The sequence below is a fragment of the Lentzea guizhouensis genome (assembly GCF_001701025.1).
Classification (GTDB): domain Bacteria; phylum Actinomycetota; class Actinomycetes; order Mycobacteriales; family Pseudonocardiaceae; genus Lentzea; species Lentzea guizhouensis.
Window position 1 is genome coordinate 2,182,165 of sequence record NZ_CP016793.1, and the last position, 22,550, is coordinate 2,204,714.

29 protein-coding genes and 1 tRNA gene are annotated in these 22,550 nt (G+C 69.3%); 12 read left to right on the plus strand and 18 right to left on the minus strand.

Translation table 11 applies throughout. The features are described from left to right. Nucleotides 1-41 precede the first annotated feature (41 nt). From lepB to BBK82_RS10965, 9 genes are all read right to left on the minus strand, one after another. Complete coding sequence (gene lepB / locus BBK82_RS10920; protein WP_237048129.1) at nucleotides 42-884, minus strand: signal peptidase I; 843 nt, start codon at nucleotides 882-884, stop codon at nucleotides 42-44. Between the two features lie 9 nt (nucleotides 885-893). Continuing rightward, nucleotides 894-2,279, minus strand: coding sequence for a sensor histidine kinase (locus BBK82_RS10930; RefSeq protein ID WP_065914906.1), 1,386 nt, complete (start codon nucleotides 2,277-2,279; stop codon nucleotides 894-896). Further along, on the minus strand, nucleotides 2,276-2,971 hold the full coding sequence (locus tag BBK82_RS10935; protein ID WP_065914907.1) for a response regulator transcription factor: 696 nt from the start codon (nucleotides 2,969-2,971) through the stop codon (nucleotides 2,276-2,278). The genes BBK82_RS10930 and BBK82_RS10935 overlap by 4 nt, the downstream gene beginning before the upstream one ends. An 82-nt stretch (nucleotides 2,972-3,053) precedes the next feature. Then, nucleotides 3,054-3,665 carry a trimeric intracellular cation channel family protein gene (locus tag BBK82_RS10940; RefSeq protein WP_065920972.1) on the minus strand — a complete coding sequence of 204 codons (612 nt, stop codon included), beginning with the start codon at nucleotides 3,663-3,665 and terminating at the stop codon, nucleotides 3,054-3,056. Between the two features lie 8 nt (nucleotides 3,666-3,673). After that, on the minus strand, nucleotides 3,674-4,435 hold the full coding sequence (locus tag BBK82_RS10945) for a nucleotidyltransferase domain-containing protein (RefSeq protein ID WP_154697246.1): 762 nt from the start codon (nucleotides 4,433-4,435) through the stop codon (nucleotides 3,674-3,676). 38 nt (nucleotides 4,436-4,473) lie between these two features. Continuing rightward, on the minus strand, nucleotides 4,474-5,259 hold the full coding sequence (locus tag BBK82_RS10950) for a class I SAM-dependent methyltransferase (protein ID WP_065914908.1): 786 nt from the start codon (nucleotides 5,257-5,259) through the stop codon (nucleotides 4,474-4,476). Beyond that, the gene (locus BBK82_RS10955) at nucleotides 5,259-6,416 is read right to left on the minus strand and encodes a GNAT family N-acetyltransferase (protein ID WP_065920975.1); all 1,158 of its coding nucleotides are present in this window, start codon (nucleotides 6,414-6,416) and stop codon (nucleotides 5,259-5,261) included. The genes BBK82_RS10950 and BBK82_RS10955 overlap by 1 nt, the downstream gene beginning before the upstream one ends. 10 nt (nucleotides 6,417-6,426) lie before the next feature. Continuing rightward, nucleotides 6,427-7,242 (minus strand): 3-hydroxyacyl-CoA dehydrogenase family protein, encoded by an 816-nt coding sequence (locus tag BBK82_RS10960; protein WP_071812573.1) that lies wholly within the window; start codon nucleotides 7,240-7,242, stop codon nucleotides 6,427-6,429. Continuing rightward, the gene (locus tag BBK82_RS10965; RefSeq protein WP_065914909.1) at nucleotides 7,239-7,559 is read right to left on the minus strand and encodes an EthD family reductase; all 321 of its coding nucleotides are present in this window, start codon (nucleotides 7,557-7,559) and stop codon (nucleotides 7,239-7,241) included. The genes BBK82_RS10960 and BBK82_RS10965 overlap by 4 nt, the downstream gene beginning before the upstream one ends. Before the next feature lie 74 nt (nucleotides 7,560-7,633). Here BBK82_RS10965 and BBK82_RS10970 point away from each other — a divergent pair, with 74 nt between their 5' ends. Beyond that, nucleotides 7,634-8,281: a histidine phosphatase family protein gene (locus tag BBK82_RS10970; protein WP_065914910.1), complete on the plus strand. Its 648-nt coding sequence runs from the start codon at nucleotides 7,634-7,636 to the stop codon at nucleotides 8,279-8,281. Here BBK82_RS10970 and rpmF read toward each other — a convergent pair. Genes rpmF through BBK82_RS10980 form a run of 3 tightly spaced genes read right to left on the minus strand, consistent with a single transcriptional unit; the run spans nucleotide 8,278 to nucleotide 9,571 of the window. Next, complete coding sequence (gene rpmF, locus BBK82_RS47435; RefSeq protein WP_071812574.1) at nucleotides 8,278-8,439, minus strand: 50S ribosomal protein L32; 162 nt, start codon at nucleotides 8,437-8,439, stop codon at nucleotides 8,278-8,280. The two genes, BBK82_RS10970 and rpmF, sit on opposite strands and share 4 nt — an antisense overlap. Beyond that, nucleotides 8,439-8,690 carry a type B 50S ribosomal protein L31 gene (locus tag BBK82_RS10975; RefSeq protein ID WP_065914911.1) on the minus strand — a complete coding sequence of 84 codons (252 nt, stop codon included), beginning with the start codon at nucleotides 8,688-8,690 and terminating at the stop codon, nucleotides 8,439-8,441. The genes rpmF and BBK82_RS10975 overlap by 1 nt, the downstream gene beginning before the upstream one ends. Next, nucleotides 8,687-9,571 carry a GTP-binding protein gene (locus BBK82_RS10980; protein WP_065914912.1) on the minus strand — a complete coding sequence of 295 codons (885 nt, stop codon included), beginning with the start codon at nucleotides 9,569-9,571 and terminating at the stop codon, nucleotides 8,687-8,689. Before BBK82_RS10980 ends, BBK82_RS10975 begins: the two co-directional genes overlap by 4 nt. A 66-nt stretch (nucleotides 9,572-9,637) precedes the next feature. Here BBK82_RS10980 and rpmB point away from each other — a divergent pair, with 66 nt between their 5' ends. Genes rpmB through rpsR form a run of 4 tightly spaced genes read left to right on the plus strand, consistent with a single transcriptional unit; the run spans nucleotide 9,638 to nucleotide 10,558 of the window. Next, nucleotides 9,638-9,868, plus strand: a complete 231-nt coding sequence (gene rpmB, locus BBK82_RS10985) for a 50S ribosomal protein L28 (RefSeq protein ID WP_065914913.1) — start codon at nucleotides 9,638-9,640, stop codon at nucleotides 9,866-9,868. Then, nucleotides 9,868-10,035, plus strand: a complete 168-nt coding sequence (rpmG, locus tag BBK82_RS10990) for a 50S ribosomal protein L33 (RefSeq protein WP_065914914.1) — start codon at nucleotides 9,868-9,870, stop codon at nucleotides 10,033-10,035. Before rpmB ends, rpmG begins: the two co-directional genes overlap by 1 nt. Continuing rightward, complete coding sequence (gene rpsN, locus BBK82_RS10995; protein ID WP_065914915.1) at nucleotides 10,035-10,328, plus strand: 30S ribosomal protein S14; 294 nt, start codon at nucleotides 10,035-10,037, stop codon at nucleotides 10,326-10,328. Before rpmG ends, rpsN begins: the two co-directional genes overlap by 1 nt. After that, nucleotides 10,328-10,558: a 30S ribosomal protein S18 gene (gene rpsR / locus BBK82_RS11000; RefSeq protein WP_065920976.1), complete on the plus strand. Its 231-nt coding sequence runs from the start codon at nucleotides 10,328-10,330 to the stop codon at nucleotides 10,556-10,558. Before rpsN ends, rpsR begins: the two co-directional genes overlap by 1 nt. On the opposite strand, the gene BBK82_RS50120 is transcribed toward rpsR, so the two are convergent. Then, entirely contained in the window at nucleotides 10,506-10,805 is a 300-nt protein-coding gene (locus tag BBK82_RS50120) for a hypothetical protein (protein WP_154697247.1), read from the minus strand. The two genes, rpsR and BBK82_RS50120, sit on opposite strands and share 53 nt — an antisense overlap. Nucleotides 10,806-10,945: 140 nt before the next feature. Here BBK82_RS50120 and bluB point away from each other — a divergent pair, with 140 nt between their 5' ends. Both bluB and BBK82_RS11010 read left to right on the plus strand, forming a co-directional pair. Beyond that, on the plus strand, nucleotides 10,946-11,578 hold the full coding sequence (gene bluB / locus BBK82_RS11005; RefSeq protein WP_065914916.1) for a 5,6-dimethylbenzimidazole synthase: 633 nt from the start codon (nucleotides 10,946-10,948) through the stop codon (nucleotides 11,576-11,578). Between the two features lie 44 nt (nucleotides 11,579-11,622). Then, nucleotides 11,623-13,122, plus strand: coding sequence for a tetratricopeptide repeat-containing diguanylate cyclase (locus BBK82_RS11010; protein WP_065914917.1), 1,500 nt, complete (start codon nucleotides 11,623-11,625; stop codon nucleotides 13,120-13,122). 44 nt (nucleotides 13,123-13,166) lie between these two features. Here the strand turns inward: BBK82_RS11010 and BBK82_RS11015 are convergent, their stop codons facing one another. Next, nucleotides 13,167-13,814, minus strand: coding sequence for a response regulator (locus tag BBK82_RS11015; protein WP_065914918.1), 648 nt, complete (start codon nucleotides 13,812-13,814; stop codon nucleotides 13,167-13,169). 133 nt (nucleotides 13,815-13,947) lie between these two features. Further along, a complete protein-coding gene (locus BBK82_RS11020) occupies nucleotides 13,948-14,676 on the minus strand; it encodes a peptidoglycan recognition protein family protein (RefSeq protein ID WP_237048130.1) in 729 nt (242 codons plus the stop codon). A gap of 17 nt (nucleotides 14,677-14,693) precedes the next feature. On the opposite strand from BBK82_RS11020, the gene BBK82_RS11025 reads away from it, so the two are divergent. Beyond that, on the plus strand, nucleotides 14,694-17,888 hold the full coding sequence (locus tag BBK82_RS11025; protein WP_065914920.1) for a penicillin acylase family protein: 3,195 nt from the start codon (nucleotides 14,694-14,696) through the stop codon (nucleotides 17,886-17,888). A 46-nt stretch (nucleotides 17,889-17,934) separates the two neighbouring features. Here the strand turns inward: BBK82_RS11025 and BBK82_RS11030 are convergent, their stop codons facing one another. Further along, nucleotides 17,935-18,717, minus strand: coding sequence for a hypothetical protein (locus BBK82_RS11030; RefSeq protein ID WP_237048131.1), 783 nt, complete (start codon nucleotides 18,715-18,717; stop codon nucleotides 17,935-17,937). A 231-nt stretch (nucleotides 18,718-18,948) separates the two neighbouring features. Between BBK82_RS11030 and BBK82_RS11035 the strand changes: the two genes are divergently transcribed. Beyond that, nucleotides 18,949-19,021 (plus strand) — tRNA-Arg (locus BBK82_RS11035). An 85-nt stretch (nucleotides 19,022-19,106) separates the two neighbouring features. Here the strand turns inward: BBK82_RS11035 and BBK82_RS11040 are convergent. Then, nucleotides 19,107-19,592: a hypothetical protein gene (locus tag BBK82_RS11040; RefSeq protein ID WP_065914922.1), complete on the minus strand. Its 486-nt coding sequence runs from the start codon at nucleotides 19,590-19,592 to the stop codon at nucleotides 19,107-19,109. 76 nt (nucleotides 19,593-19,668) lie between these two features. Between BBK82_RS11040 and BBK82_RS11045 the strand changes: the two genes are divergently transcribed. Continuing rightward, nucleotides 19,669-20,076, plus strand: a complete 408-nt coding sequence (locus tag BBK82_RS11045) for a pyridoxamine 5'-phosphate oxidase family protein (RefSeq protein ID WP_065914923.1) — start codon at nucleotides 19,669-19,671, stop codon at nucleotides 20,074-20,076. Here BBK82_RS11045 and BBK82_RS11050 read toward each other — a convergent pair. Beyond that, complete coding sequence (locus tag BBK82_RS11050) at nucleotides 20,061-20,561, minus strand: GNAT family N-acetyltransferase (protein WP_170067899.1); 501 nt, start codon at nucleotides 20,559-20,561, stop codon at nucleotides 20,061-20,063. The genes BBK82_RS11045 and BBK82_RS11050 overlap by 16 nt on opposite strands. On the opposite strand from BBK82_RS11050, the gene BBK82_RS11055 reads away from it, so the two are divergent. Next, entirely contained in the window at nucleotides 20,560-21,501 is a 942-nt protein-coding gene (locus BBK82_RS11055) for a nucleoside hydrolase (protein ID WP_083268768.1), read from the plus strand. The two genes, BBK82_RS11050 and BBK82_RS11055, sit on opposite strands and share 2 nt — an antisense overlap. Before the next feature lie 46 nt (nucleotides 21,502-21,547). Then, nucleotides 21,548-22,468, plus strand: coding sequence for an LCP family protein (locus BBK82_RS11060; RefSeq protein ID WP_065914926.1), 921 nt, complete (start codon nucleotides 21,548-21,550; stop codon nucleotides 22,466-22,468). The last annotated feature ends 82 nt before the right edge of the window (nucleotides 22,469-22,550 follow it).

Genomic DNA, 22,550 nt, shown 5'->3' on the forward strand with positions numbered 1-22,550 from the left:
GCAGGTGGTTCGATCTTGGGTTGGTGGTACTTGCAGACGCGCTACCTGCCGCCGGTCTGCGGGTTGTGGTCCGAGATCGTGCCCCACCGCCCGACCGGGATCACGATCACGCGCGCCTTGCCCACCACGTTGTCGACCGGGATCGCACCGTCCGCGGGCGTCGGGTCGCCGTGCTTGCGCGAGTCGGACGAGTTGTTGCGGTTGTCGCCCATCACCCACAGCTTGCCGGCGGGGACGGTGACCTTCTCGAACTGCTCCTGCTGCTTCGGACCCGGCCCGAAGTTGAGGTACGGCTCGTCCAGCGGCTTGCCGTCGACGAGGACGCGGCCCTGCTCGTCGCAGCACTCGACGGTCTGGCCGCCGACGGCGATGACGCGCTTGATGAAGTCGGTGCCGCTGGGCTCGGACAGGTTCACCATCGAGCCGAGGTCCTGCAGCGTGCCCTGCACGAAACCGGGGGGCTGCTTGCCGCCGGTCCAGTTGGGCGGGCCGCGGAAGACGATCACGTCGCCGGGCCGGGGGTCGCCGAACAGGTAGGTGATCTTCTCGACCAGCACCTTGTCGTTCACGCAGCCCGTGCAGCCGTGCAGGGTCGACTCCATCGAGGCCGACGGGATGACGAACACGCGCGCGATGAACGTCTGGATGACGACGGTCAGCAGCAGCGCCACGCTGAAGATGACCAGCAGCTCTTTCCAGAACGGCTGCTTCTTCTTGGGCTTCTTCTTCGAGAACCTCGGCGTCGAGCCGTCCTCGCCGTTCGAGGAGGACCGCGACCGCGACGAGGGCGTGGAGAAGCGCGACGTGGGCTCGGCAGGACCGTCCCCGGCGGGCGGGGTCGTCTCCCAGGTCGACGAAGAATCGTCGTTCACGCGATGACTCACACTCCCACCTTACGGACGTCCGGGTAGGCGCAACGTGAACAGGGCACCACCCTCGGGCGCTCTGCCCGCGGTCGCCGTGCCACCGTGCCGTTGCGCGACCTGCTTCACGATCGCCAGTCCCAGACCGGAGCCCGGCAGGGTCCTCGCCTCGGTCGACCGGTAGAACCGCTCGAAAACGTGAGGTAGATCGGCGTCCGCGATGCCGGGGCCCGCGTCGGCGATCTCCACCACGGCGCTGCCGTCGCCCAGCTGGCGGAGGTCCAGGCGCACCGCCGACCCCGACGGGCTGAACTTCACCGCGTTGTCGAGGAGGTTCAGCACCGCGCGTTCGAGAGCACTGGAATCACCCAGAAGTGTCCACGGTTGCAGCCGCACGTCGAAGGTGACGTCACCGGAGGCACGGCGGCGCGCGCGGTCCAGCGCCCGTTCCACGACCTCGACGAGGTCGACGGGCTCGTGGACGACCTGGGGCGCGTCCTCGCGGGCCAGCTCGACCAGGTCGCCGATGAGCGTGGTGAGCTCGTCGAGCTGAGCGCGCACATCGGACTGGATCTCCCGCTTGTCCTCTTCGGACAACGTGGGCGCATCCGGGCGTTCCGACGCGAGCAGCAGCTCCAGGTTCGTGCGCATCGACGTCAACGGCGTGCGCAGCTCGTGGCCCGCGTCGGCGACCAGGCGGCGTTGCCGTTCCTGCGACTCCGCCACCGCTCCGAGCATCGAGTTGAAGCTGAGCGTCAACCGGGCCAGCTCGTCGTCGCCCGCCACCGGGATCGGCGTCAGGTCGCCGGTGTTCGCGACACGCTCGGTGGCCTCGGTGAGCCGTTGCACCGGCCGCAGACCGGTGCGGGCGACCGCCGTGCCCGCGATGGCCGCGAGCAGCACGCCGGCGCCGCCGATCAGCAGCAGCACGATGCTGAGCTTGGCCAGCGTGGCGCGTTGCGGTTCGAGCGACTGCGCGATCACGATCGCCGTGCCGTTCTGGTACTCGACCGCGATCGCCCGCGTGTCCGTCTTGTGGTCGGTCCACAGGTAGTCGGAGCGCACGCCCTGGGCGACCTCGCGCGCCTGCGATGCGTTCGGCGGTTCCTTCGAGTTCTGCGGGTAGCGCAGGGTGCCGGTCGAGCCGGTCAGCAGGCCCATCCGGACGTCGCCGGCCGCGAGGAACGCCGCCGGGTAGGTCGCCACCTGGTCGGAGCTGAACGCCACGCCGTTCACGACCGCCGCCGCCCGTTCGCGCAGGCTCTCGTCCAGCGCGTCGTAGACGTTCTTGCGCACGATCATGTACGCGCCGAACGACACCAGTGCGACCGCGCCGGCCACGCAGAACGCGGCCAGCCAGGTGACCCGAGCCCGCAGCGACGCCCGTTGCAGCCGTCCCTGGGGTTCGATGATCACGGAGGGGTCTCCCGCAGGACGTAGCCCACCCCGCGGACCGTGTGGATCAACCGGGGCTCCCCGTCCGCCTCCGTCTTGCGGCGCAGGTAGCCCACGTAGACCTCCAGGGCGTTGCCCGACGTCGGGAAGTCGTATCCCCACACGTCCTCCAGGATGCGGCTGCGGGTGAGCACCTGGCGCGGGTGCGCCAGCAGGAGCTCGAGCAGCGCGAACTCGGTGCGGGTGAGGCTGATCGGGCGGTCGCCGCGGCGGACGTCCCTGGTGGACGGGTCGAGCTCCAGGTCGGCGAACTTGAGCACGGCGGCCGAGCTGGAGGCGGCTTCGGTGTCGTGGGTGGCCCTGCGCAGCAACGCGCGCAGCCTGGCCAGCAGCTCCTCCAGCGCGAACGGCTTGGGCAGGTAGTCGTCGGCGCCGGCGTCCAGCCCGGACACCCGGTCGCTCACCGCGTCCCGTGCCGTGAGCACGAGGATCGGCAGGTCGTCACCGGTGCTGCGCAGCCTGCGGCACACCTCGAGCCCGTCGAGGCGCGGCATCATCACGTCGAGCACCATCGCATCCGGCCTGGCCGCGGTCACCGACTCCAGAGCCTGCATGCCGTCGCCGGCGGTCTCGACCTGGTAGCCGTTGAACTGGAGCGAGCGCCGGAGTGACTCCCGGACCGCCCGATCGTCATCGACAACGAGGATGCGCATGTGGGTCAGTCTCGCCCAGGGAACTGAGAGGCGCCTGAGAAGGTCCCTAACAGCGGGTGTGAGTTCGGCGTTAGCCGCCGGGTCACCCGTCGAGGCCCCTCGCGACGGGTGCGTTCCACTTCCGCCAGAGCGCCACGAGCCGGATCGCGATGATCATTGACGCACCGGTCAGCGCTACCAGGCCCTTCGGCAGTCCCGCCCACTCGCCGAGCGCCACCACCACTGCTCCGGCCAACGCCGCCACGGCGTAGATCTCGCGCCTGAGCACCAACGGGATCTCTCGTAGCAGCAGGTCGCGCACCGCGCCGCCGCCGATGCCGGTGGTCATTCCGATCAGGCATGCCGCGTACGGAGGCGCACCGAGGGCGAGCGCGGTCGTCGTGCCGCCCGTGACGAACAGGCCGAGGCCCACGGCGTCGAGCAGCAGCACCGAGCGCCGCAGCTTCGCGACGTGCGGGTGGAACCAGAAGACGACGATCCCGGTGACCCCGGCGACCAGCAGGTACGGCCAGCTGCGCAGGCTCGTCGGCGGGTGCACGCCGAGCAGGACGTCGCGGATGATGCCGCCGCCCAGCGCCGTGGTGAGCGCCAGGATCACCACCCCGAACACGTCCAGCTTGGCCCGCACCGCGGCGAGCGCGCCGGAGGCGGCGAAGACGGCGATGCCGAGCAGTTCGAGGACGTTGAGCAGCACGTTGTTCGTCATCGGGGTGGTGCCTCGCGGCGGTACCCGGCCTCCAGGCGGCCCCCGGCGGAGGCCAGCACGCGGTGCACGCACTGCGCGAACCACTTCGGGTCCTCACCGCGCACCAGCGACCGGTAGGAGTCGATGATCTCGCCCTCGTTCGCCTCGCGCAGCCGCCGCAGCAGCCACTTGCCGTGGCCGAGCCACCGGTTGCGCACGACCAGCGCGAGCTCACCGGCGCCGGTCAGCAGCTTGGCCGCGACGAACAAGAGCTCGTCCTCGTCCCGTGCGGAGACCAGGTCCTCCAGCATGTCGGTGACGGCGTAGCGGCGGTCTTCCATCTCGGTGACCGTCGGGATCGGAGGGCCGGCGTCGATCAGAGCGCGCGCCTCGGCCCGTAGCCGGGCACCGGTGCCGTCCGCGTCGAGCATCATGAGGCCTTCCGCGCACATGTACAGCAGCGGCGGGCGGCGTTCCTTGGTGTCACGGGCGACGAAGTCCAGGAACGACTCGACGGTGTGGCAGAACAGCTCGACCGGCCAGCCCCGGTGCACGAACGTCTCCCGGTACGCGCCCGGCAGGCCGTCGATGATCACGATGATGTCCAGGTCCGAGTTCGCGGTGTAGTCGCCCGCGGCCGCGCTGCCGCCGAGAAAAGCGGCTCTGGCCAGGGGAAAGTGCTCGTCCAGCAGGTCCTGTGCGGCAGCGACCGGTTCCAGGTCGCGGCAGAGCGGGTGCCCGTTCGGGTACCACCGTGCATGCCTGAACTCCCCCGACATGCCGTCCATTGTCACTTGAGGAGAGTGCGTGGACGAAGTCAGGCACGCGCAACCGCGAGCACATATCCAAGTCCCGGCGGCAGCGCGTGGGGCGACAACAGCTGGTCCAGGTACTGCCGGGCCGTCTCGCCGTACGCCGCCACGAGCGCGTCGTAGTGCTTGCGCGCGCCGTCCTGCATGCGCGGCACGGACTTGCGCGTCTCGGCGCTCAGGTCGAGCAGCTCGACGACCTGCAGACCGGCCGCGGCCAGGAGTTTCGGGTAGCCGCCGAACGTGGGCAGGTGCTCGATGTCGTAGGTCTCCAGGATCGGCTGCAGGCCGTCCAGCGCGGCCTGCGCGACCGGCCGCCGTTGCACGAAGTCCGACACCACGACGGTCCCGGACGGCTTCACCACGCGTGCCAGCTCGCGCAGCACCGAGACCCGGTCTCCCAGGTGCGGCAGGGCTTCCACCGCCCACGCGGCGTCGAACCCGTCGTCGGGGAACGGCATCGCGTGCGGGTCGCCGTGCACGAACCGCACCTGGTCGTCCGCGAACAACGTCTCGGCCCGCGCGGTCGCCCGTGCCACGTGCTCGGCCAGCGGCGACAGCGACACGACGTCCGCGTGCGAGGCCTCGGCCAGCCGGAACGCCGGCGTGCCCACGCGCCGCCCCAGGTCGAGCACGCGCTGGCCGTGCCGGGCGCCGAGCTTCTCGATGTGCAGCGCGGTCATCCGCTCGGCGGCGATGCGGTTGGGCGACTGGTCCTCTTCGGACGTCCAGAGGCCGAAGTGCAGGTTGTGGTCCCAGATCGCGCGCATGACCTCGTCGTAGACGTCGACCATCAGAAGAAGTCCGCCAGCCGCGGCACGCCGGCCGAGCCGACGAGCTGGTCCAGCGCGACCGCGTCCGCCGGGTCGCCTTCGAGCAGGCCCGCGCGCCGCAACGCGTGGGTGTTCTGGAATCCGGCGAACCACGGTCCGAGCGCACGGGCGTGCATCCGCACCGCACCGGAACCGCCCGGCTCGACGCGCACCACGCCGTCCGACGCCACGATCCGGCACAGACCCGCGTGCCACGGCGCGTGCGGGTCGACGACCTCCAGGTCCACCGCGAGGTCGCCGGTCCGCGGCCAGCCCCGTGCGGCGACGGCGGCCGGCAGGTCGACGACCCGCAGCATCCAGGTCGAGGTCTGCACGGAGTAGCGCAGCGGCGTGGCGCCGAGCAGGTCGACGGTCGCCGGGTCCACCACCCGCAGGTCGATCGCCTCCAGCGTGCCGGCCCAGGACTTGAGGGAGGCGAGGAGGTTCAGCTGGGCGTCGAGGTCGACGCCGACGAGGTCGAACACCTTGAGCCGGCCCATGTCGCCGCCGGGCTCGCGTTTCGCGGTCAGGTAGCCGCGCAGGCCGTCCGGTCCCGGCAGCACGCTCACGAGGTCCATCTCGAGCACCTTCGAGAGGTCGATCCGCGGCGGGCGGCGGTCGGCCATGCCGTCGATCGTCCGCGCCACCTCGAGGTAGCAGTCGCGCAGCGCGGTGAGATCGCTCTCACCGGCCGGGCGCGACGCTATCAGCTCGGCGGGACGGGGAACTGAGAGCACCCTGTCCATCGGGATCTCGAGCCACTCGAACCGCCCGGCACGCTCCCAGCCCCGGCCGCGGTAGAACGTCGGCACGGTCGGGTACAGCGCCGAGACCGGCTGGCCGTGCTCCCGCATGACACCGATCGCCGCGTCCAGCAACGCGGCCGCGACGCCGCGGCCGCGGAAGGCGCCGTCCACGGCGACACCGCCGATCCCGCCCATGGGAACCGCGGCGCCGCCGTAGAACTGGCCGAACGCGCCGACGCTGAGCACGCCGGCGACCTGGCCGTCGAGCTCGGCGACGAGCCCGTGCGTGCCGGGACGCACCAGCCGTTCTGGCCGCTCGGTCGAGTTGAACGCCACCTTGCGGAGCCGGAACACCGCGTCCAGGTCGTCTTCGACGTACTCACGGATGTGCACGGACACCTATCTACCAGGTGAAGAAGCCCTGGCCGGTCTTCCGTCCCAACTCGCCCCGCGCCACCTTGTCGCGCAGCAGCCGCGGCGGTTCGAAGCGCGGCCCGAGCTCGGCGGCGAGGTGTTCGGCGATGGCCAGCCGCACGTCGAGCCCGACCAGGTCGGTGAGCTCCAGCGGGCCCATCGGCCAGCGGTAGCCGAGCTTCATGCCGGTGTCGATGTCGGCGGCGGAGGCGACACCCTCCTCCAGCATCCGGATGGCCTCCACGCCGACCGCGACGCCCAGCCGCGAGGTCGCGAAGCCGGGCGAGTCCCGCACCTCGATGACGGTCTTCCCCAGCTGTTCGGCCCACGTTCGGGCCTTGGCCACGTTGGCGGGGTCGACACCGTCGTGGTGGACGAGCTCGACGAGCTGCTGCACCGGGACGGGGTTGAAGAAGTGCATGCCCAGCACGCGTTCGCCGGGCAGCCCGGTGGCGATCTCGGCGATCGACAGCGACGAGGTGTTGGACGCGAGCACCGCGTCCGGGCACTTCGCCGCGGCGTCGCCGAGGACCTGCTGCTTGAGCGGCACGTTCTCCGGCACGGCCTCGACGACCAGCTCCGCGTCCACGGGCAGCTCACCGGTGCTCAGCCTCGCGAACACGGCGTCCGCGTCCGCGAGCTTGCCCTTCTCCCGCGCCTTGTCGAGCGACCGCCGGACGGCGAGCCTGCCCTGCTCGGCCCGCTCGGCGTCCGCCTCGGCCAGCGTGACCTCGTGACCGCCGGCGAGCAGCAGGTGGGCGATGCCCGCGCCCATCGTGCCGCCGCCGATGACGACGGCCTTCACCGCTCGACCACCTCGGCGCTGAACATCGCGACGAGCTCCATGCCGCCGATCTCGGCGAGGTTGGCACCGGAGGAGGCCCACTCGGGCGTCTGCACGGCCGCCTTCATCGCCTCGGCGGACTCGAAGTACATCTCGGCGACCAGGTGGAGCTCGGTGTCGCCGAGGAACCCGGCGAAGAAGACGTTCTGCACCTTGGCGACCTCGGCCCGCAGCAGGCCGGGCACGGAGGCGACGATCGGCAGGTGCGACTCGAAGTACCTCTCGTCGAAGGCCTCCGGGTCGGCGGGCTTCCGGTAGAGCGCGATGTACTTGATCATGTGACGGCATCCTCCTCGACTCGCCGAGCACTGTAACGCCGACGGCACCCGCGGGCGCAGGGCACGATGGTGAGGTGCGGATCATCCTGCTGCGCCACGGCCAGAGCCTCGGCAACGTCGACGAGCTCGCCTACTGCCGCATCCCCGACCACGCCCTGCCGCTCACCGAGCGGGGCGAGCGCGAGGCCCGCGCGGCCGGTCCGGTGATCGCCGGGCTGGCCGGAGACGGCCCGGTCGCGGCGTACGTGTCGCCGTACCAGCGCACCCGCCGGACGTTCGAGCTGCTGGGGATCGAGACCGAACGGGTCGTCACCGAGCCGCGGGTGCGCGAGCAGGACTGGGGCAACCTGCAGGACCCGGTGCAGCAGGAGGTGCTCAAGCACCAGCGGCACGCGTTCGGGCACTTCTTCTTCCGGCTGCCCAACGGCGAGTCGGGCGCGGACGTGGACGACCGGGTGGCGGCGTTCCTGGACGGCCTGACGGTGCGGATGCACAAGGACGAGGGGCACCCGAAGACGGTGCTGGTCGTCTCGCACGGCCTGACGATCAGGTTGTTGTGCCGCAGGTTCTTCGACTGGAGCATCGACCTGTTCGAGTCGCTGTCCAATCCGGACACCTGCGAGCACCGGGTGCTGGACCACGACGGGACGGGGTGGAAGCTGGATCGCCCGTTCGTCCAGTGGCGCGACTCACCGGACGGGACGACCCAGCTGGCTCCTTAAAGGAGTCCCCGTTTGTAAGCGGCGACAAGTCGGCGCGGGACGAGGAGTTCCTTGCCGTCCAACGTCCGGACGCGCACCAGGTCCGGTGCGGTCGCCTTCCACTGCGAGCGGCGGTGCCGGGTGTTGGAGCGAGACGTCTTGCGCTTGGGGACGGCCATCAGCGCTCCCGCTTCCCGTAGCGGCGGTTGAACTTCTCCACCCGGCCGGCGGTGTCGACCAGGCGCTGGGTGCCGGTCCAGAACGGGTGCGAGTCGGCGGTGATGTCGACGGCCAGCAACGGGTAGGTGTTGCCGTCCTCCCACTCGATCGTCCGGTTCGAGGTGGCCGTCGAGCGGGTCAGGAACGTCTTGCCGGTGGACGCGTCCTGGAAGACCACCGGGTGGTAGTCGGGGTGGATGCCGGGCTTCATGTCTGCAACTTCCTGATCGAGTCCACGAAGGACAGTTCGTCGTCGGTGAGCAGCGCGTCGGCGAACGCGGCGGTGATGCCGTCCGGTTCGCCGACGGTGATCGCCACGATCTGGGTGGTCCTGCCGCCACGCGGTCCGCCGGTGCCGACGCGCAGCCCGCCGCCCGCGGACTCCAGGTGCAGCGCGGTGTCCGGTTCGTCGGCGACCCACAGCCGGCCGCGCGAGCGCACGACCGTGCCGTCGAGCAACGCGTCGAGCGCGTCGTTCAACCGCTTCGGGTGGAACGGGCGGTCCGCGGTGAAAACCGCCGTGGAGACACCGCATTCGGGGACGAGCGGGATCATCCTGGGCCTGGTGCCGCGCTGGACGACCACCGTGTCGGGCGTGCAGCGGTGCGCGCCGGGAGCCACCCGGTCGAGCACGGCGAGCGTGCGTTCGTCGGCGTCGCCCTGCAGCACCAGCACGTCCGCCGCCTCGGCCTGCGCGACCACGACCTGGGCGACCGTGCGCTGGTCGCTGACCATCGAGGCGTCGCCGAGCGCGTCGTCGAGCCAGCTCCTGGCGTCCAGCACGGTGATCACACATTCCACGTCCACGTCGAGGTCGCGGCGCACGACGTCCGGTTCCAGCAACGGGTCCAGGTGCAGCACGACCGTGTGCCCGTTCAGCGCTTCGAGCAACGCCTTCAGGTCCTCGCGCACGGTGCAGGACATGCAGTCGTGCAGCAGATCGACCTCGGTCGCGACGCCGTCGACCCAGCGCCGGACCGCGGTGGGCGTGGCGACGTGCCGGACCAGCACCGATCCGGGCCGGTCGCGCCACACCCGCACGGCCACGTCGTGCTCGACCAGCCCCGCCACCATGACGACAACGGTTTCCATGTGCGCTACCGTAGATGAAAACGAATGTCGTTTCAATCTGGTTGTCCCAACCTGGGAGGTACGCACATGCGCTGCCAGCTGACGGGCCGTGAGCCCGGCTTCGGCAACCGCGTCTCGCACTCGCAACGCAAGACCCGGCGGCGCTGGAACCCGAACGTCCAGCGCAAGCGGTACTGGGTGCCGTCGCTGAACCGGTTCGTGACGCTGACGCTGTCCACGAAGGCCATCAAGACCGTCGACAAGCGCGGGATCGAGGCCGTCGTGGCCCAGCTGCGCGCGCAGGGGGTCAAGGTCTGATGGCGAAGGGCAACGACGTCCGGCCGATCATCAAGATGCGGTCGACCGCGGGCACCGGGTTCACCTACGTGACCCGCAAGAACCGCCGCAACGACCCGGACCGGCTGGTGCTGCGCAAGTACGACCCCGTCGCGCGCAAGCACGTCGACTTCAAGGAGGAGCGCTGATGGCCAAGAAGTCCAAGATCGCGGCCGATCAGCGGCGGCGTGAGGTGGTGGCGCGGTACGCGTCGCGCCGCGCGGAGCTCAAGGAGATGCTGCGGCACCCGGAGACGCGCGCGGAAGCGGTGCTGGGCCTGCAGAAGCTGCCCAGGGACGCGTCGCCGACCCGGCTCCGCAACCGGGACGTGGTGGACGGGCGGCCGCGTGCCTACTTCCGCGCGTTCGGGCTGTCGCGGTTGCGGCTGCGGGAGATGGCCCACCGCGGCGAGCTCCCCGGCGTGTCGAAGGCGAGCTGGTGATGCGGGAGAAGCGGCCGCTCAAGCCCAGGCAGAACCTGCTCGCGAAGGAGGGCGTGGCGGTCGTCGACTGGAAGGACGTCACGCTGCTGCGCAAGTTCATCTCGGACCGGGGCAAGATCCGGTCCCGCCGGGTGACCGGCCTGACGCCGCAGCAGCAGCGCCAGGTCGCCACCGCGGTCAAAAACGCACGGGAGATGGCTTTGCTGCCGTACCCGTCGCAAGGGCGATAACGCGCATTGCCGCGCTGGCCAGGAAGGCCAGCGCGGCGAGCTGCACCAGCAACGCGAGCACCCAGGTCGTGTGTTCGTCGACCGTCAGATCGCCACGAACACCGACCAGGAAGGTCGCGTAGAGGCCCCAGCACTGCAGCGCGGCCAGCGCGGCCCCGACGACCGTGGTGCGCAACGAGACCACCACCACGACCGCTGCCAGCAGGAACAGGGCCAGGACCGGCCAGGCGCCGGTGAACGTGGTCACACCGACACCGCCGCCGAATCCCAGTGCGGAGCCATAACCACCCGCCATTCTTCTCATCAGTGGTCCATATCGCGAAGTTGAGATCCGCGCCACCTCTCCGGCGGCAAGTTGGTGCTTTCGTGTGAGGCACGATCACGCGAATGAACCTGTACGACGTTGTGCACCGCCGCCGCGACACCCGCGGGGAGTTCACCGGGGCGGAGATCCCGCCCGACGTCCTGCGCCGGGTGCTGACCGCCGCCCACGCCGCCCCGAGCGTGGGCCTGTCCCAGCCGTGGGACTTCGTGCTGGTGCGGGACGAGTCCGTGCGCCGCGCGTTCCGCGACCACGTGCAGGCCGAACGCAGCGTCTTCGCCGCCTCGCTCGACGCCGGCCGCGCCGAGGCGTTCGCCCGGATCAAGGTCGAGGGCGTCATGGAGTCGTCGCTGGGCATCGTCGTGACCTACGACCCCGACCGCGGCTCACCGGCGGTGCTCGGCAGGCACGCGATCGCCGACGCCGGCCTCTACTCGGTGTGTCTGGCGATCCAGAACCTGTGGCTCGCCGCGACGGAAGAGGGCCTCGGTGTGGGCTGGGTGAGCTTCTACCGGGAAGATGTGCTGCGCCGCCTGCTGGACATCCCCACCAGGGTCCGTCCGGTTGCGTGGTTGTGCGTGGGTCCGGTTCGATCACTGCCCGACACGCCCGATCTGGAACGTCACGGTTGGCGCAACCGACTACCCCTTGATGACGTCCTGCACCACGATCGGTACGGGGCGCGACCGTCCCGGTAGCCTGTGCAGGCCGCTCGGCGAGTCGGAACGGAGTCGATGAACGAGTGGAGCAGCGTGATCCGCTGGTAGCGGGCCAGATACCGCGGCTGGACCGGGAGGTCCGCGCGTTGCTCAACGCTGGCCGCCTGCCGGAGGCGAACTCACTTTTCGACGAGGTGGTCACCAAGGTGTCCCCCGGCGCCGACCGCTGGGTGCGTTCGGCCGTCCTGGTGAACCGCGCCGTGATGGCGTGGCGCCTCGGCCGCATCCCGCTGGCGCTGGAGCTGGCCGCCGAGGGCTGGACCGACCTCGACGCCGACCGTTCCGACAGCCCGGCCGTCGCCCAGACGATGGGCTCGCTCGGCTACCTGATGGAGGGCATCGGCAACCGCCGCGCGGCCCTGGACATGCTGCGCCTGTCGGTGCAGGTGGCCCGCCGCGCCGGCAACACCGACACCCTCGCCCACTGCCTGCAGCGCCTGGGCGGCTCGCTCAACTTCCGCGCCTGCTCCGGCCCGCCCGCGGCCGCTCCGGCGATCTTCGAGGAGGCCCTGGCCTACCTGGAGGAGGGCCTGAGCCTCGCCAAGGAGGAGATGATGCGCCGGGCGTGCATGGGCGCGCTCGGCCGGTCGCTCGCCGGCGTCGGGCAGCTGGACAAGGCCGAGGAGGTCGGCGCGGAGACCCTGCGACTGGCGGTGGACGCCGCCGACCTGTGGGGCATCTCGGTCGGCAACTGGGTCCTCGCCGTCGTCCGGCGCGAGCAGGAGGACCTCGACGAGGCCCGCACCCTCGCGGCCCGCGCGGTGGCGAACGCCGAACGCATCAACGACACGTCACTGCTGCTGCGCTTCTCGACCGAGCTGGCCGACATCTGCCACGCGCTGGGCGACTCCGTCGGTGAGGCCGAAGCCCTGCGCCGGTCGATGATGGCCGCGAAGACGGCGACCGAGACGTTGCAGGAGGGGCTCGGCCAGGCGTTGGAGCAACGCAGGGTGGCCGTGCAGGCGCAACGCCTCGCCGTGGCCGCCCAGGAAGCCGCCGCCCGCGACCCGTTGACCGGGCTCGCGAACCGCCTCGGGCTGGAACGCGCCGCGCAGGCGTTGCTCGAGTCCACCGCCGCCCGCGGCCGGGTGCCGTGGCTGGTCCTGGTGGACGTCGACTGGTTCAAGGGCGTGAACGACGACGCCGGTCACGCGGCCGGTGACGCGGCGCTGCGCGAGATCGCGGCGTTGTTGCGCCGCGAGTGCCGTTCCGACGACCTGGTGGCCCGCTGGGCCGGCGACGAGTTCGTGGTGCTGCTCGGCGACACCGGCCCGAACATGGACGTCGGCCCGAACGTGGCCGAGCGGATCCGCGCGGCCGTCGACGGCCACGACTGGACGATGGTGCTCGGCGCGGTCCGGCGCCCGACGGTGAGCATCGGCGTCGCGGCCGGTCCCGCCAAGCTGGACCAGCTGTTCGCGGCCGCGGACATGGCGCTCTACCGCGCCAAGAGGCACGGCAGGAACCGGGTCGAGGTCGAGCCCTCCGTCGACGAGATCCCGGAGATCGTCTCCGGCAACTGAGCCGGGTTCCGTGCGGGAGCCCGGCTCAGCCCGTTCCTCGGTTCTCAGGCGATCAAGCCGCCGCGGTAGGCCACCAGCGCGGCCTGCACCCGGTTCACCGCCCCGATCTTGCCGAGCACCGACGACACGTAGCCCTTCACCGTCGCCTCCGACAGGTGCAGCGTGCCGCCGATCTCCGCGTTCGACATGCCCTGACCGATCAGCACGAGCACCTCGCGCTCGCGTTCCGACAACGACGCCAGCAACCGGCGTGCCGGCTCGGCCATCCGTTCACCGTCGGCGACGGCGGCCAGGACGCGTGCCGCGACCCCGGGGTCGAGGACCGCGCCTCCGCGCGCGAGGTCGCGCACGGCCTTGACGAGCTGTTCCGGTTCGGTGTCCTTCAGCAAGAAGCCCGAGGCTCCGAGTCTCAGCGCTTCCGAGACGTACTCGTCGACGTCGAACGTGGTCAGGATGCACACCCGAGGCGGCTCGGGCAGGGTCCGCAGCCGCCGCAGGGCCGCGAGTCCGTCCGAGGTGCGCATCCGGATGTCGAGCAGGACCACGTGAGGACGGTGCTGGCGCGCCAGGTCGGCTACCAGGTGTCCGTCATCGCATTCGGCGACGACTTCGATGTCCCCGACGCTGCTCAGGATCATGCGAAGGCCGGAACGGACGAGGTCCTCGTCGTCGGCCAGCAGAACCTTGATCACGACGCCTCCCGCATTGGCGTTCCGTGCTCCCTCATGAGCGTGATCTTCGCGTACACAGGCCGAAGGTCACGTTAATTCTCAGTTATCTCATCATGTGGTAACGGATTTTCGAGATCGGCGGGGGCGTTCACAGTTACCGGAATTGCGCGGTGACTTCGCTGCGTAGGCGCGGCAGCTGGGCATAGAGGGCATCACCGGGACACTGAGTGACCAAGAAGTCCCGGTGGCCATAAATCTCACTGGTTGGAATGCCGTACCGGAAACACAGGTGCGCGCAGAAGGCCACGAGTGAATCCCACTGCGCTTGCGGCGGAAGGACGTCCACGTAGAGCCCTTCGTTCTCGATTCCGATGGCACAGTCGTTCTGACCTGGGCAATGTGCGCCCACCACCGTGCGGTCACCGTGGTGCAACGCGGTGAGGCTCCCGTGCCGGCCCTCGACGACGAACCCACCACGGCTGTTCGAGAAGTGCTGACCGGAGTCGGGCCACCCGTTTTGGTCCATATGAAGGTCCTGAATCCACCGGGCGTGCTCATAGGCCCTGGCTATCGAGTAGTCCTCGAGGTTCGGGGAGGTCGAATGGTGGACCAGGATGCGTTCCGGCAATCGGCTCACTATCTCGATGCCCTCGCCGGGCGGACGGGCGTCCCAGGCTTGGCACGAATGGACGGGGAACTCCGCGCGTGGCAGCGGGACGGCCGTGACGGCGAGGCCGGCGAGGAAGGTGCGGCGGTTGAACATGTCAATCGTTGTTCCCCACTGAACCGATACAGTGCACGGTCCTGCAGAGTGAAAAACGCGAAGCTCTTTCGCAATTAGTTCAGCGGAAAGTAATCTGCGCCACAACAGCTTGCCCTGCACGGAGAGGAGCTTCGCGCATGCGGAGAGCCAATCCGGTGACGTCCCTGCTGGCCTCCGCCGCCGTCACCGCCTCCCTCATGATCGTTCCGGCAGCCGTCCAGGCGGCGCCCGCACCCACGTTCACCGCCGACGACTTCTGCCTCGGCCAGTGCGCCGACGTCCTGCCGCCCGGCAACAACGGCAACGCGACGCTCGCCGAGATCCTGGCCCACAAGGCGCTCGGCACCCGGCCGGCGCACTCCGCCGACCAGCTCGGCAAGTACGACGCGCTGGTGGCCGGCTACGGCGGGCTGAGCAACGCCCAGCTGACCGACTTCTTCAACGACGCGTCGTTCGGCGTGCCCGCCGGCCAGGTCGAGAGCACGGTCAAGCCGCGCGCGGACGTGACCATCGTGCGCGACAAGAAGATCGGCATGCCGCACATCACCGGCACCACCCGTTCCGGCACGATGTTCGGCGCCGGCTACGCGGCGGGCCAGGACCGCATGTGGCTGATGGACCTGTTCCGCCACCTCGGCCGCGGCCAGCTGAGCGGCTTCGCGGGCGGCGCACCCGGCAACCGCGTGCTGGAGCAGTCGTTCTACAACCAGATCCCGTACACCGAGGCGGACCTGCAGAAGCAGATCGACACCGCCGCGGCCAAGGGCGGCGAGCGCGGCCGGCAGGCGCTGGCGGACGTCAACGACTACATCGCGGGCATCAACGCCTACCTGACCCAGTCGGTCAACGCGCGCAACTTCCCCGGCGAGTACGTGCTGACCGGGCACGCCGACGCGATCACGAACTGGAACGACATCCAGCCGTTCAAGGCGACCGACATGGTGGCCATCGCGGCGGTCGTCGGCGGCCTGTTCGGCGCGGGCGGCGGCGGTGAGGTGCAGTCGGCGCTGGTGAAGCTGGCCGCACAGAACCGGTACGGCGCCACCGTCGGTGAGCAGGTGTGGCAGGCGTTCCGGGCGCAGAACGACCCCGAGGCCGTGCTGACGCTCCACGACGGACAGTCGTTCCCGTACGCGGCCTCCCCTGCCTCACCTTCCGGTCTGGCCCTTCCGGACGCGGGCAGCATCACGCCGGAGCGGATGATCTACGACGAGGTGGGTGGCACGGGCGCGGCGGTCGCCGTTCCCGCTTCCGGTGAGCTGGCGAAGGCCTCCGGCATCTTCGAGGACGGCGTCCTGCCGGCCGACCTGCTGAACAAGAAGCACGGCATGTCGAACGCGCTGGCCGTGTCAGGCGCCCACACCGACTCCGGCAACCCGGTCGCCGTGTGGGGTCCGCAGACGGGCTACTTCGCGCCGCAGCTGTTGATGCTGCAGGAGCTCAACGGCCCCGGCATCCGTTCGCGCGGCGTCTCGTTCGCGGGCGTCTCGATGTACGTGCAGCTCGGCCGTGGCGTCGACTACTCGTGGAGCGCGACGTCGGCGGCGCAGGACATCATCGACACGTACGCCGTGGAGCTGTGCAACCCGGACGGCTCCGCTCCCACGAAGGCTTCTTCGCACTACCTGTACCGCGGCGCGTGCCTGCCGATGGAACGGCTGGAGCGCAAGAACGCGTGGAAGCCGACGGTCGCGGACGGCACACCGGCCGGTTCGTACACGCTGGTGATGTGGCGGACCAAGTACGGCCTGGTGGCGAGCCGCGCGACCGTGGGCGGCAAGGTCGTGGCGTACACGACGTTGCGCTCGACGTACATGCACGAGGTCGACTCGATCATCGGCTTCCAGGAGATCAACGATCCCTCGGCGATCCGTTCCGCCACCGACTTCCAGCGCGCGGCCGACAAGATCGGGTACGCGTTCAACTGGTTCTACGTCGACTCGCGCGACACGGCCTACTTCAACTCGGGTCTGAACCCGGTACGGGCGTCCAATGTGGACCCGAACCTGCCTGTGTGGGCGCGGCCCGAGTTCGAGTGGCAGGGTTTCAACGGCGACGAGAACACCGCGCAGTACATGCCGTTCGCCGGCCACCCGAACTCGATCAACCAAGACTTCTACATCTCGTGGAACAACAAGCAGGCCAAGGACTTCACCTTTGGCGGCTTCGGCCACAGCGCCGTGCACCGCGGTGACCTGCTGGACGGCCGCGTCCGCGCGTTGATCGCCTCTGGCCAGAAGGTCTCGCGCGCGTCACTGACCCGCGTCATGGCCGAAGCCGGAGTGGCCGACCTGCGCGCCGAACAGGTGCTGCCCGAGCTGCTGCGGGTCGTCGAGTCCGCCCCCGTCGACCCCGCACTGGCCCCGGTCGTGCAGCAGCTGAAGGACTGGCAGCGCTCCGGTTCCCTGCGCAAGGAAACCACCAAGGGCAGCAAGGCCTACGCCCACGCCGACGCCATCCGCGTGCTGGACGCGTGGTGGCCGCTGCTCGTCGCCGCACAGTTCCAGCCGTCCCTCGGCACCGACCTCTACACCGCCCTGGTCAACGCGGTCCAGGTGGACGAGGCCCCGTCCGACACCCACGGCGCCGCACCGCACAAGGGTTCCTCGTTCCAGTACGGCTGGTGGGGCTTCGTCGACAAGGACCTCCGCAAGGTCCTCGGCGACCCGGTCCAGGGCGCCTTCCCGCAGACCTACTGCGGCGGCGGCACGTTGTCCGGCTGCCGGACAGCACTGGTCGACTCCCTGAAGCAGGCCGCCGCCAAGCCCGCGACCCAGGTCTACCCCGGCGACGCCGACTGCGCCGCCGGCGACCAGTGGTGCGCCGACACGATCATCCACCGCGCCATGGGCGGCATCGCCCACGACAAGATCCACTGGCAGAACCGCCCGACCTACCAGCAGGTCGTGCAGTTCCCGTCCCGCCGCGGCCAGAACATCACCAACCTGGCCACCTCCGGCACCGCCACCGCCTCGTCCCACGAAACCGGATGGAACAACCTCCCGCCACAGCACGTGATCGACGGCGACCCGCAGTCACGATGGGCCAGCAATTGGAGCGATGACCAGTGGATTGAGGTCGACCTTGGCGCTGTGCAACGAGTCGGTCGCGCTGTGTTGCGCTGGGAATCCGCCTTCGGCAGCGGTTACCGAATCGAACTGTCCAGCGACGGAACGAATTGGCGGCACGTTTTCGCGACAAGTAGTGGCGACGGCGGCGACGATGTCGTAGCGTTTACCCCACAGGACGCGAGATACCTCCGACTGACGGGCACCCACCGGGCCACTCGTCACGGATACTCCCTGTACGAACTTGAGGTCTACAGTTTGTAGGCCTTCGAGATGAGGCCGCCGATCCACCCCCAGGGGTCGGCGGCCTCTACTTGTGCCCGTTGTTCTGTCCGTTGTGGACACCCTGCTCCCCGGCCGGCAGCCCGACCTGGTCAGCGAACTCCGCGGCGATCCGACTCCCCCCGTACACGCTCAACGCCTTGGCCAGGTGCTGCTGCAGCTCCAGCCGGTGCTGGTCCTCCAACTCCGGCAACGCCTTCTCCACACTGCTGACCAACGACTCGGCCCAGTGCTTCGCCGGCTGCTGCTGCGCAATCCGCACCAGCTCCGCCAGCTCCCCGGACAACCTCACCGCCTCCTCCACGCGGTACCCGTTGCGCTGCAACCACCAGATCGTCGCCGTCCCGACATCCGTCAACACCTCATCACGCAGGTACCGAATCTCCTGCCGCTCGATGTCGCGCTCAGCCAACTTGAACGTCGAGCTCCTCAACAACTCGATGTGCTTGCGCGCCATCTCCAGGTCCCCGTCATCAACCTCGACCTTGACCTGCTCCGCCCGCGCCCACACGTGCGTCCCCGGCACCTGCTGCTCCCTCGCGAGCTCATCGCCGAGGTGCACCTGCAGCGCCGCGTGGTGAACCAACATCCGCGTACCGCTGATCTCCGTGGCCCGCTGCACCACATGATGAATCGCCGCACTCTTCGGCGCGTTGTGCCGCAACCCGGTAGCCAGGTCGAACCGCCACACGACGTTCATCCTCAACTGGAAGTCCAACCCGTACACCGCACTCGGCAACGGCGTAACGAACTCCTGCTGATGACTGCTCACCGGCGGCACGTACGTGTAGTCGTCACTCTTCTTCGGCACCCGCCGCCGCCACCAAGACTTGACGGCCCCCAGCGGGCCAGGACGAAAGTCGGGCCAGGGTCTGCTCACGCCCCCTGCCTACCCGACGCTTCCCGCCTGCTGAAGGTGGCCTGCCTCACTTCCTTCGAACGGCCGCATGGGTCCTGGCCGCGCTCTCACAGAGCGTGACTGGCGCGTTGGCCGGGGCCAGGTCAACTCGGTGGCGGAGGGCCGCTAGACTGATCCGTGCCAGCCCTAGTAGCTCAGGGGATAGAGCATCGGTTTCCTAAACCGTGTGTCGCAGGTTCGAATCCTGCCTGGGGCACTACCTTTCGCCGGGTGAAATCAAGCTCTGACCAGCGGCAACGCGGTCGGAGCTTGATCTTTTCAACCACACCGGCCACCAAAGCTCAGCGAACCTGCGACCGCACGAAGTCGACGTAAGGCTGATAAGCCGAAATGTCCCGGTCCGGCTCGTAGGTGCTCAGGTAGTAGTAGTCGGCCATGATGTTCGCCTGCTGCTCCGAGTTGAAGTCCGCGAACGTCTTCCCCCGCAGCCCCTCAACGCCCCCGTAGTCGTAGAGCCCCTTCATGAAGAAGCCGGCGAACGCCGTCGGCAGCAAGCTGAGGATGCTCCGGCCGTGCTGGTACTGGTACGCGTGGGTCAGCTCGTGGACCAGCCAGCGTTCGTAGCGAGCCCGGTTCTGCGGGTTCGTCAGGATGCCGCGGGGGAACGTGACGAGGCGCGGGAGGGTGCGGGCGACGCCGAAGCTGCCCAGGACGCCTCCCTCGGCCAGGCGCAGGAATGAAGTGTCGAGGGCGTCGCCGAAGACTTTGTGGGCGATGTCGAGCTCGTGTGATTCGAGTTTGCGGCGGTAGGTGGGGCGGAACACCACGGCAGCTCCTTCGCGTTCGTCACCGGAGAGTGAACGGGCTGGACTTTGCTGACGTGTCAGCATCACCATAGAACGTATGGACGTTGACGAGTTCCTCAAGAAGCCGCTGAACGCCTACATCTCCCTCAACGGGCCGAGTGTGCGGCCGACGTGGTTCCTGTGGGAAGACGGGGCCTTCTGGATCTCCAGCGGGCCCTGGGCGAAGTGGTGGCAGACGCTCGATGAAGACCCGAAGGTGGCGCTTGTGGTGGATGACTTCGACGTGGCGACCGGGCGGGTGGAGAAGGTCACGGCGAAGGGCAAAGGTGAGGTGCACGAGATCGACGTCGAGCGGGCCAAGCGGCTGTACAGCCGGTATGTCGGGGAGGACGAGAGCCGGTGGGACCCGATGTTCCACGAGGTGATCCACGGTGAGGGTGCGGTGCTCATCAGGATCGAGCCGGAGTGGATGAAGGGGATGGACCTGAGCTACGAGCGGCGGTAGCGGACCTCGTCGACCACGGCGCCGCCGATTGTTTCCTGGCGGGTGGTGCCGTCGAGGACGAAGCCGAGGCGTTCGTAGAAGCGGCGGGCGCGTTTGTTGTCGGTGAGCACCCACAGGGTGGTGTCGGTGAAGCCTTCCAGGGCGGCGTGGGCCAGTGGTGAGGCGAGGCCGGTGCCCTGGGCCGATTGCAGGAAGTAGATGGCGTAGAGCTCGGAGGCGGCGTCGGGTTCGTGGGACGGGCCGGCGCAGGCGAAGCCGACGACCTCGTCGTCGGCCAGGGCGACCCAGACGTAGCCGGACGGGATGTCGCGCTGCCACAGGGGAAGACGCGCTTCCAGGGAGAGGTTGTCGAGGAACGAGTCCGGCATGTGGCCGCGGTAGGTGGTCTGCCAGGAGCGGACGTGGACCGCGGCCACGGCCGGTGCGTCGGAGAGCACGGCTTTGCGGATCGTCATGGCTGCCCCCAGTGGCATGATCGGGTCCATGCGGCTCATCGTCGACGCGGACCCCGGCATCGATGATGCCCTCGCTTTGTACTACCTGAAGGCGCGGGCCGACATCGAAATAGTCGCCATCGGCACGGTGCACGGGAACGTGCCGGTGCGGCAGGCGACGGCCAACGCGCTGAGGCTCGCCGAGCGGCTGGGCATCGACGCGCCGGTGGCGATGGGGGCCGCGCGGCCGTTGGCGCAGCCGTTGAAGACCGCGGAGGACGTGCACGGACCGGACGGGCTCGGTGGGTACGCGGGGGACGAGCCGCAAAGAAGCCATACGACGGAGAGCGCGGCCGAGCAGATTGCCAGGCTGGCCCGGAAGAACCCGCAAGAGCTCGACCTGCTCGCCATCGGGCCGCTCACGAACGTCGCGCTGGCGCTGCAGATCGAGCCGAACCTGCCGAACCTCATCAACCGCACGGTCGTCATGGGTGGCGCGCTCAACGTGCCGGGGAACATCACCAGCCACGCCGAGGCCAACTTCTGGCACGACCCCGAGGCCGCGGACCTGGTGCTGGACGCCGGGTTCGAGGATCTGACGATCGTGGGGCTCGACGTCACGATGGCGAATCACGCGCCGGGTGAGTGGCTCGACGCGCTGCCCAACACGAACTACGTCAGGCAGATCCTCGGGTTCTACGCCGACTTCTACGGCAGCTTCCTGGGCAAGAGCGGCTTCGTGCCGCACGACCCGCTGGCCGCGGCGATCCTGCTGGAGCCCGATCTGGCCACCTACGTCGAGGACCGGTTCGCGATCGAGCTGACCGGGACCTACACGCGTGGCAAGCTCGTGGCGGACCAGCGGTTCCTGGCGGAGGGCAGTCCGTTCGGCCGTGACATCGGGACCACGAGGAGCAAGGCCAAGTACGCCGTCAGCGCGGACGGCGCCAGGTTCCTCGACCAGTTGAGAGACGCTGTGACACAACCCTGACAATTCAGCCACAGGTCCCGCACAAAGCACGGGGACCGTCGTGGGTATGAACGTCCACTTGAAACGATGGCTGGTGGTCTCGGGGGCCGCTGTGGTCATCGCGGCGGGCGTCGTCGTCGGAGGGTCCTACGCCCGGCTGGAGAGCAACCTCCAGACGGTCGACCTCGCCGAGGAGCTGAGCGGGAACGCCCGGCCGCCGCGGCCGTCGCAGCCGCCGTCGACGCCGGGCCGGCCGCTCACCTTCCTGCTCATCGGCAGGGACGACGGGCGGTCCGACACCGCCATGGTCGTGCAGCTCAACGCCAAGGGCGACACGGCACGGGTGATCAGCATCCCGCGCGACACGATGGTGCCGCGGCCGAGGTGCGGCAACCACCCGCCGGCGGGCATCGCCATGTTCAACAGCGCCTTCACCACGGGTGGCGCCGCCTGCACCGTGGCGACGGTCGAGCAGATGAGCAACCTCAGGATCGACCACTTCGTGCAGATCGACTTCAACGGTTTCCGCGATGTCGTCGACCGCCTCGGCGGCGTCGACATCACGCTGCCGGAGGCGATCGACGACAACAAGAGCGGGCTGCACGTGCCCGCCGGGCCGAACAGGCTCGACGGAACGCAGGCGCTCGCATTTGTGCGAACGCGTTACAGCATCGGTGACGGCAGTGACCTCAACCGGATCAAGAACCAGCAGTTGTTCATGACTGCGCTGAGCCAGAAACTCGCCGATGAGAACTGGCTCGGCAGCCCGCAGAAAACGTTCGAACTCGCCGACGTCCTGACGAAGTCCATTGTGACGGACGAGGAATTGGGATCGATCAGCGCGTTGGCCGACCTGGCCGGAAAGCTCACGGCGTTGAAACCGGGGAACATCACCTTCGTGACGCTGCCGGTCGAGCAGTACCTGCCCGATCCGAACCGGGTTCAGCCCAAGCAACCGGAGGCTGACGCGCTCTGGCAGGCCGCCTGACTCAGCAGGCCGCGCCCTGCCACTCGCTCGGTCGAGGCCACGGCTGAGGAGACCCCCAGCACTCCTCAGCCGTGGAAGTGAT

Excerpts from the sequence above, each read along its gene's own strand:
- BBK82_RS11060 (WP_065914926.1), top strand. The coding sequence starts at position 21,548 with ATGAACGTCCACTTGAAACGATGGCTGGTGGTCTCGGGGGCCGCTGTG.
- BBK82_RS10980 (WP_065914912.1), bottom strand. The coding sequence starts at position 9,571 with ATGGAAACCGTTGTCGTCATGGTGGCGGGGCTGGTCGAGCACGACGTG.
- rpsR (WP_065920976.1), top strand. The coding sequence starts at position 10,328 with ATGCGGGAGAAGCGGCCGCTCAAGCCCAGGCAGAACCTGCTCGCGAAG.
- rpmG (WP_065914914.1), top strand. The coding sequence starts at position 9,868 with ATGGCGAAGGGCAACGACGTCCGGCCGATCATCAAGATGCGGTCGACC.
- BBK82_RS10975 (WP_065914911.1), bottom strand. The coding sequence starts at position 8,690 with ATGAAGCCCGGCATCCACCCCGACTACCACCCGGTGGTCTTCCAGGAC.
- BBK82_RS11025 (WP_065914920.1), top strand. The coding sequence starts at position 14,694 with ATGCGGAGAGCCAATCCGGTGACGTCCCTGCTGGCCTCCGCCGCCGTC.
- BBK82_RS10950 (WP_065914908.1), bottom strand. The coding sequence starts at position 5,259 with ATGGTCGACGTCTACGACGAGGTCATGCGCGCGATCTGGGACCACAAC.
- rpsN (WP_065914915.1), top strand. The coding sequence starts at position 10,035 with ATGGCCAAGAAGTCCAAGATCGCGGCCGATCAGCGGCGGCGTGAGGTG.
- BBK82_RS11045 (WP_065914923.1), top strand. The coding sequence starts at position 19,669 with ATGGACGTTGACGAGTTCCTCAAGAAGCCGCTGAACGCCTACATCTCC.
- rpmB (WP_065914913.1), top strand. The coding sequence starts at position 9,638 with ATGCGCTGCCAGCTGACGGGCCGTGAGCCCGGCTTCGGCAACCGCGTC.
- bluB (WP_065914916.1), top strand. The coding sequence starts at position 10,946 with ATGAACCTGTACGACGTTGTGCACCGCCGCCGCGACACCCGCGGGGAG.
- BBK82_RS10945 (WP_154697246.1), bottom strand. The coding sequence starts at position 4,435 with ATGTCGGGGGAGTTCAGGCATGCACGGTGGTACCCGAACGGGCACCCG.
- BBK82_RS11055 (WP_083268768.1), top strand. The coding sequence starts at position 20,560 with ATGCGGCTCATCGTCGACGCGGACCCCGGCATCGATGATGCCCTCGCT.
- BBK82_RS10965 (WP_065914909.1), bottom strand. The coding sequence starts at position 7,559 with ATGATCAAGTACATCGCGCTCTACCGGAAGCCCGCCGACCCGGAGGCC.
- BBK82_RS10935 (WP_065914907.1), bottom strand. The coding sequence starts at position 2,971 with ATGCGCATCCTCGTTGTCGATGACGATCGGGCGGTCCGGGAGTCACTC.
- rpmF (WP_071812574.1), bottom strand. The coding sequence starts at position 8,439 with ATGGCCGTCCCCAAGCGCAAGACGTCTCGCTCCAACACCCGGCACCGC.
- BBK82_RS11050 (WP_170067899.1), bottom strand. The coding sequence starts at position 20,561 with ATGGACCCGATCATGCCACTGGGGGCAGCCATGACGATCCGCAAAGCC.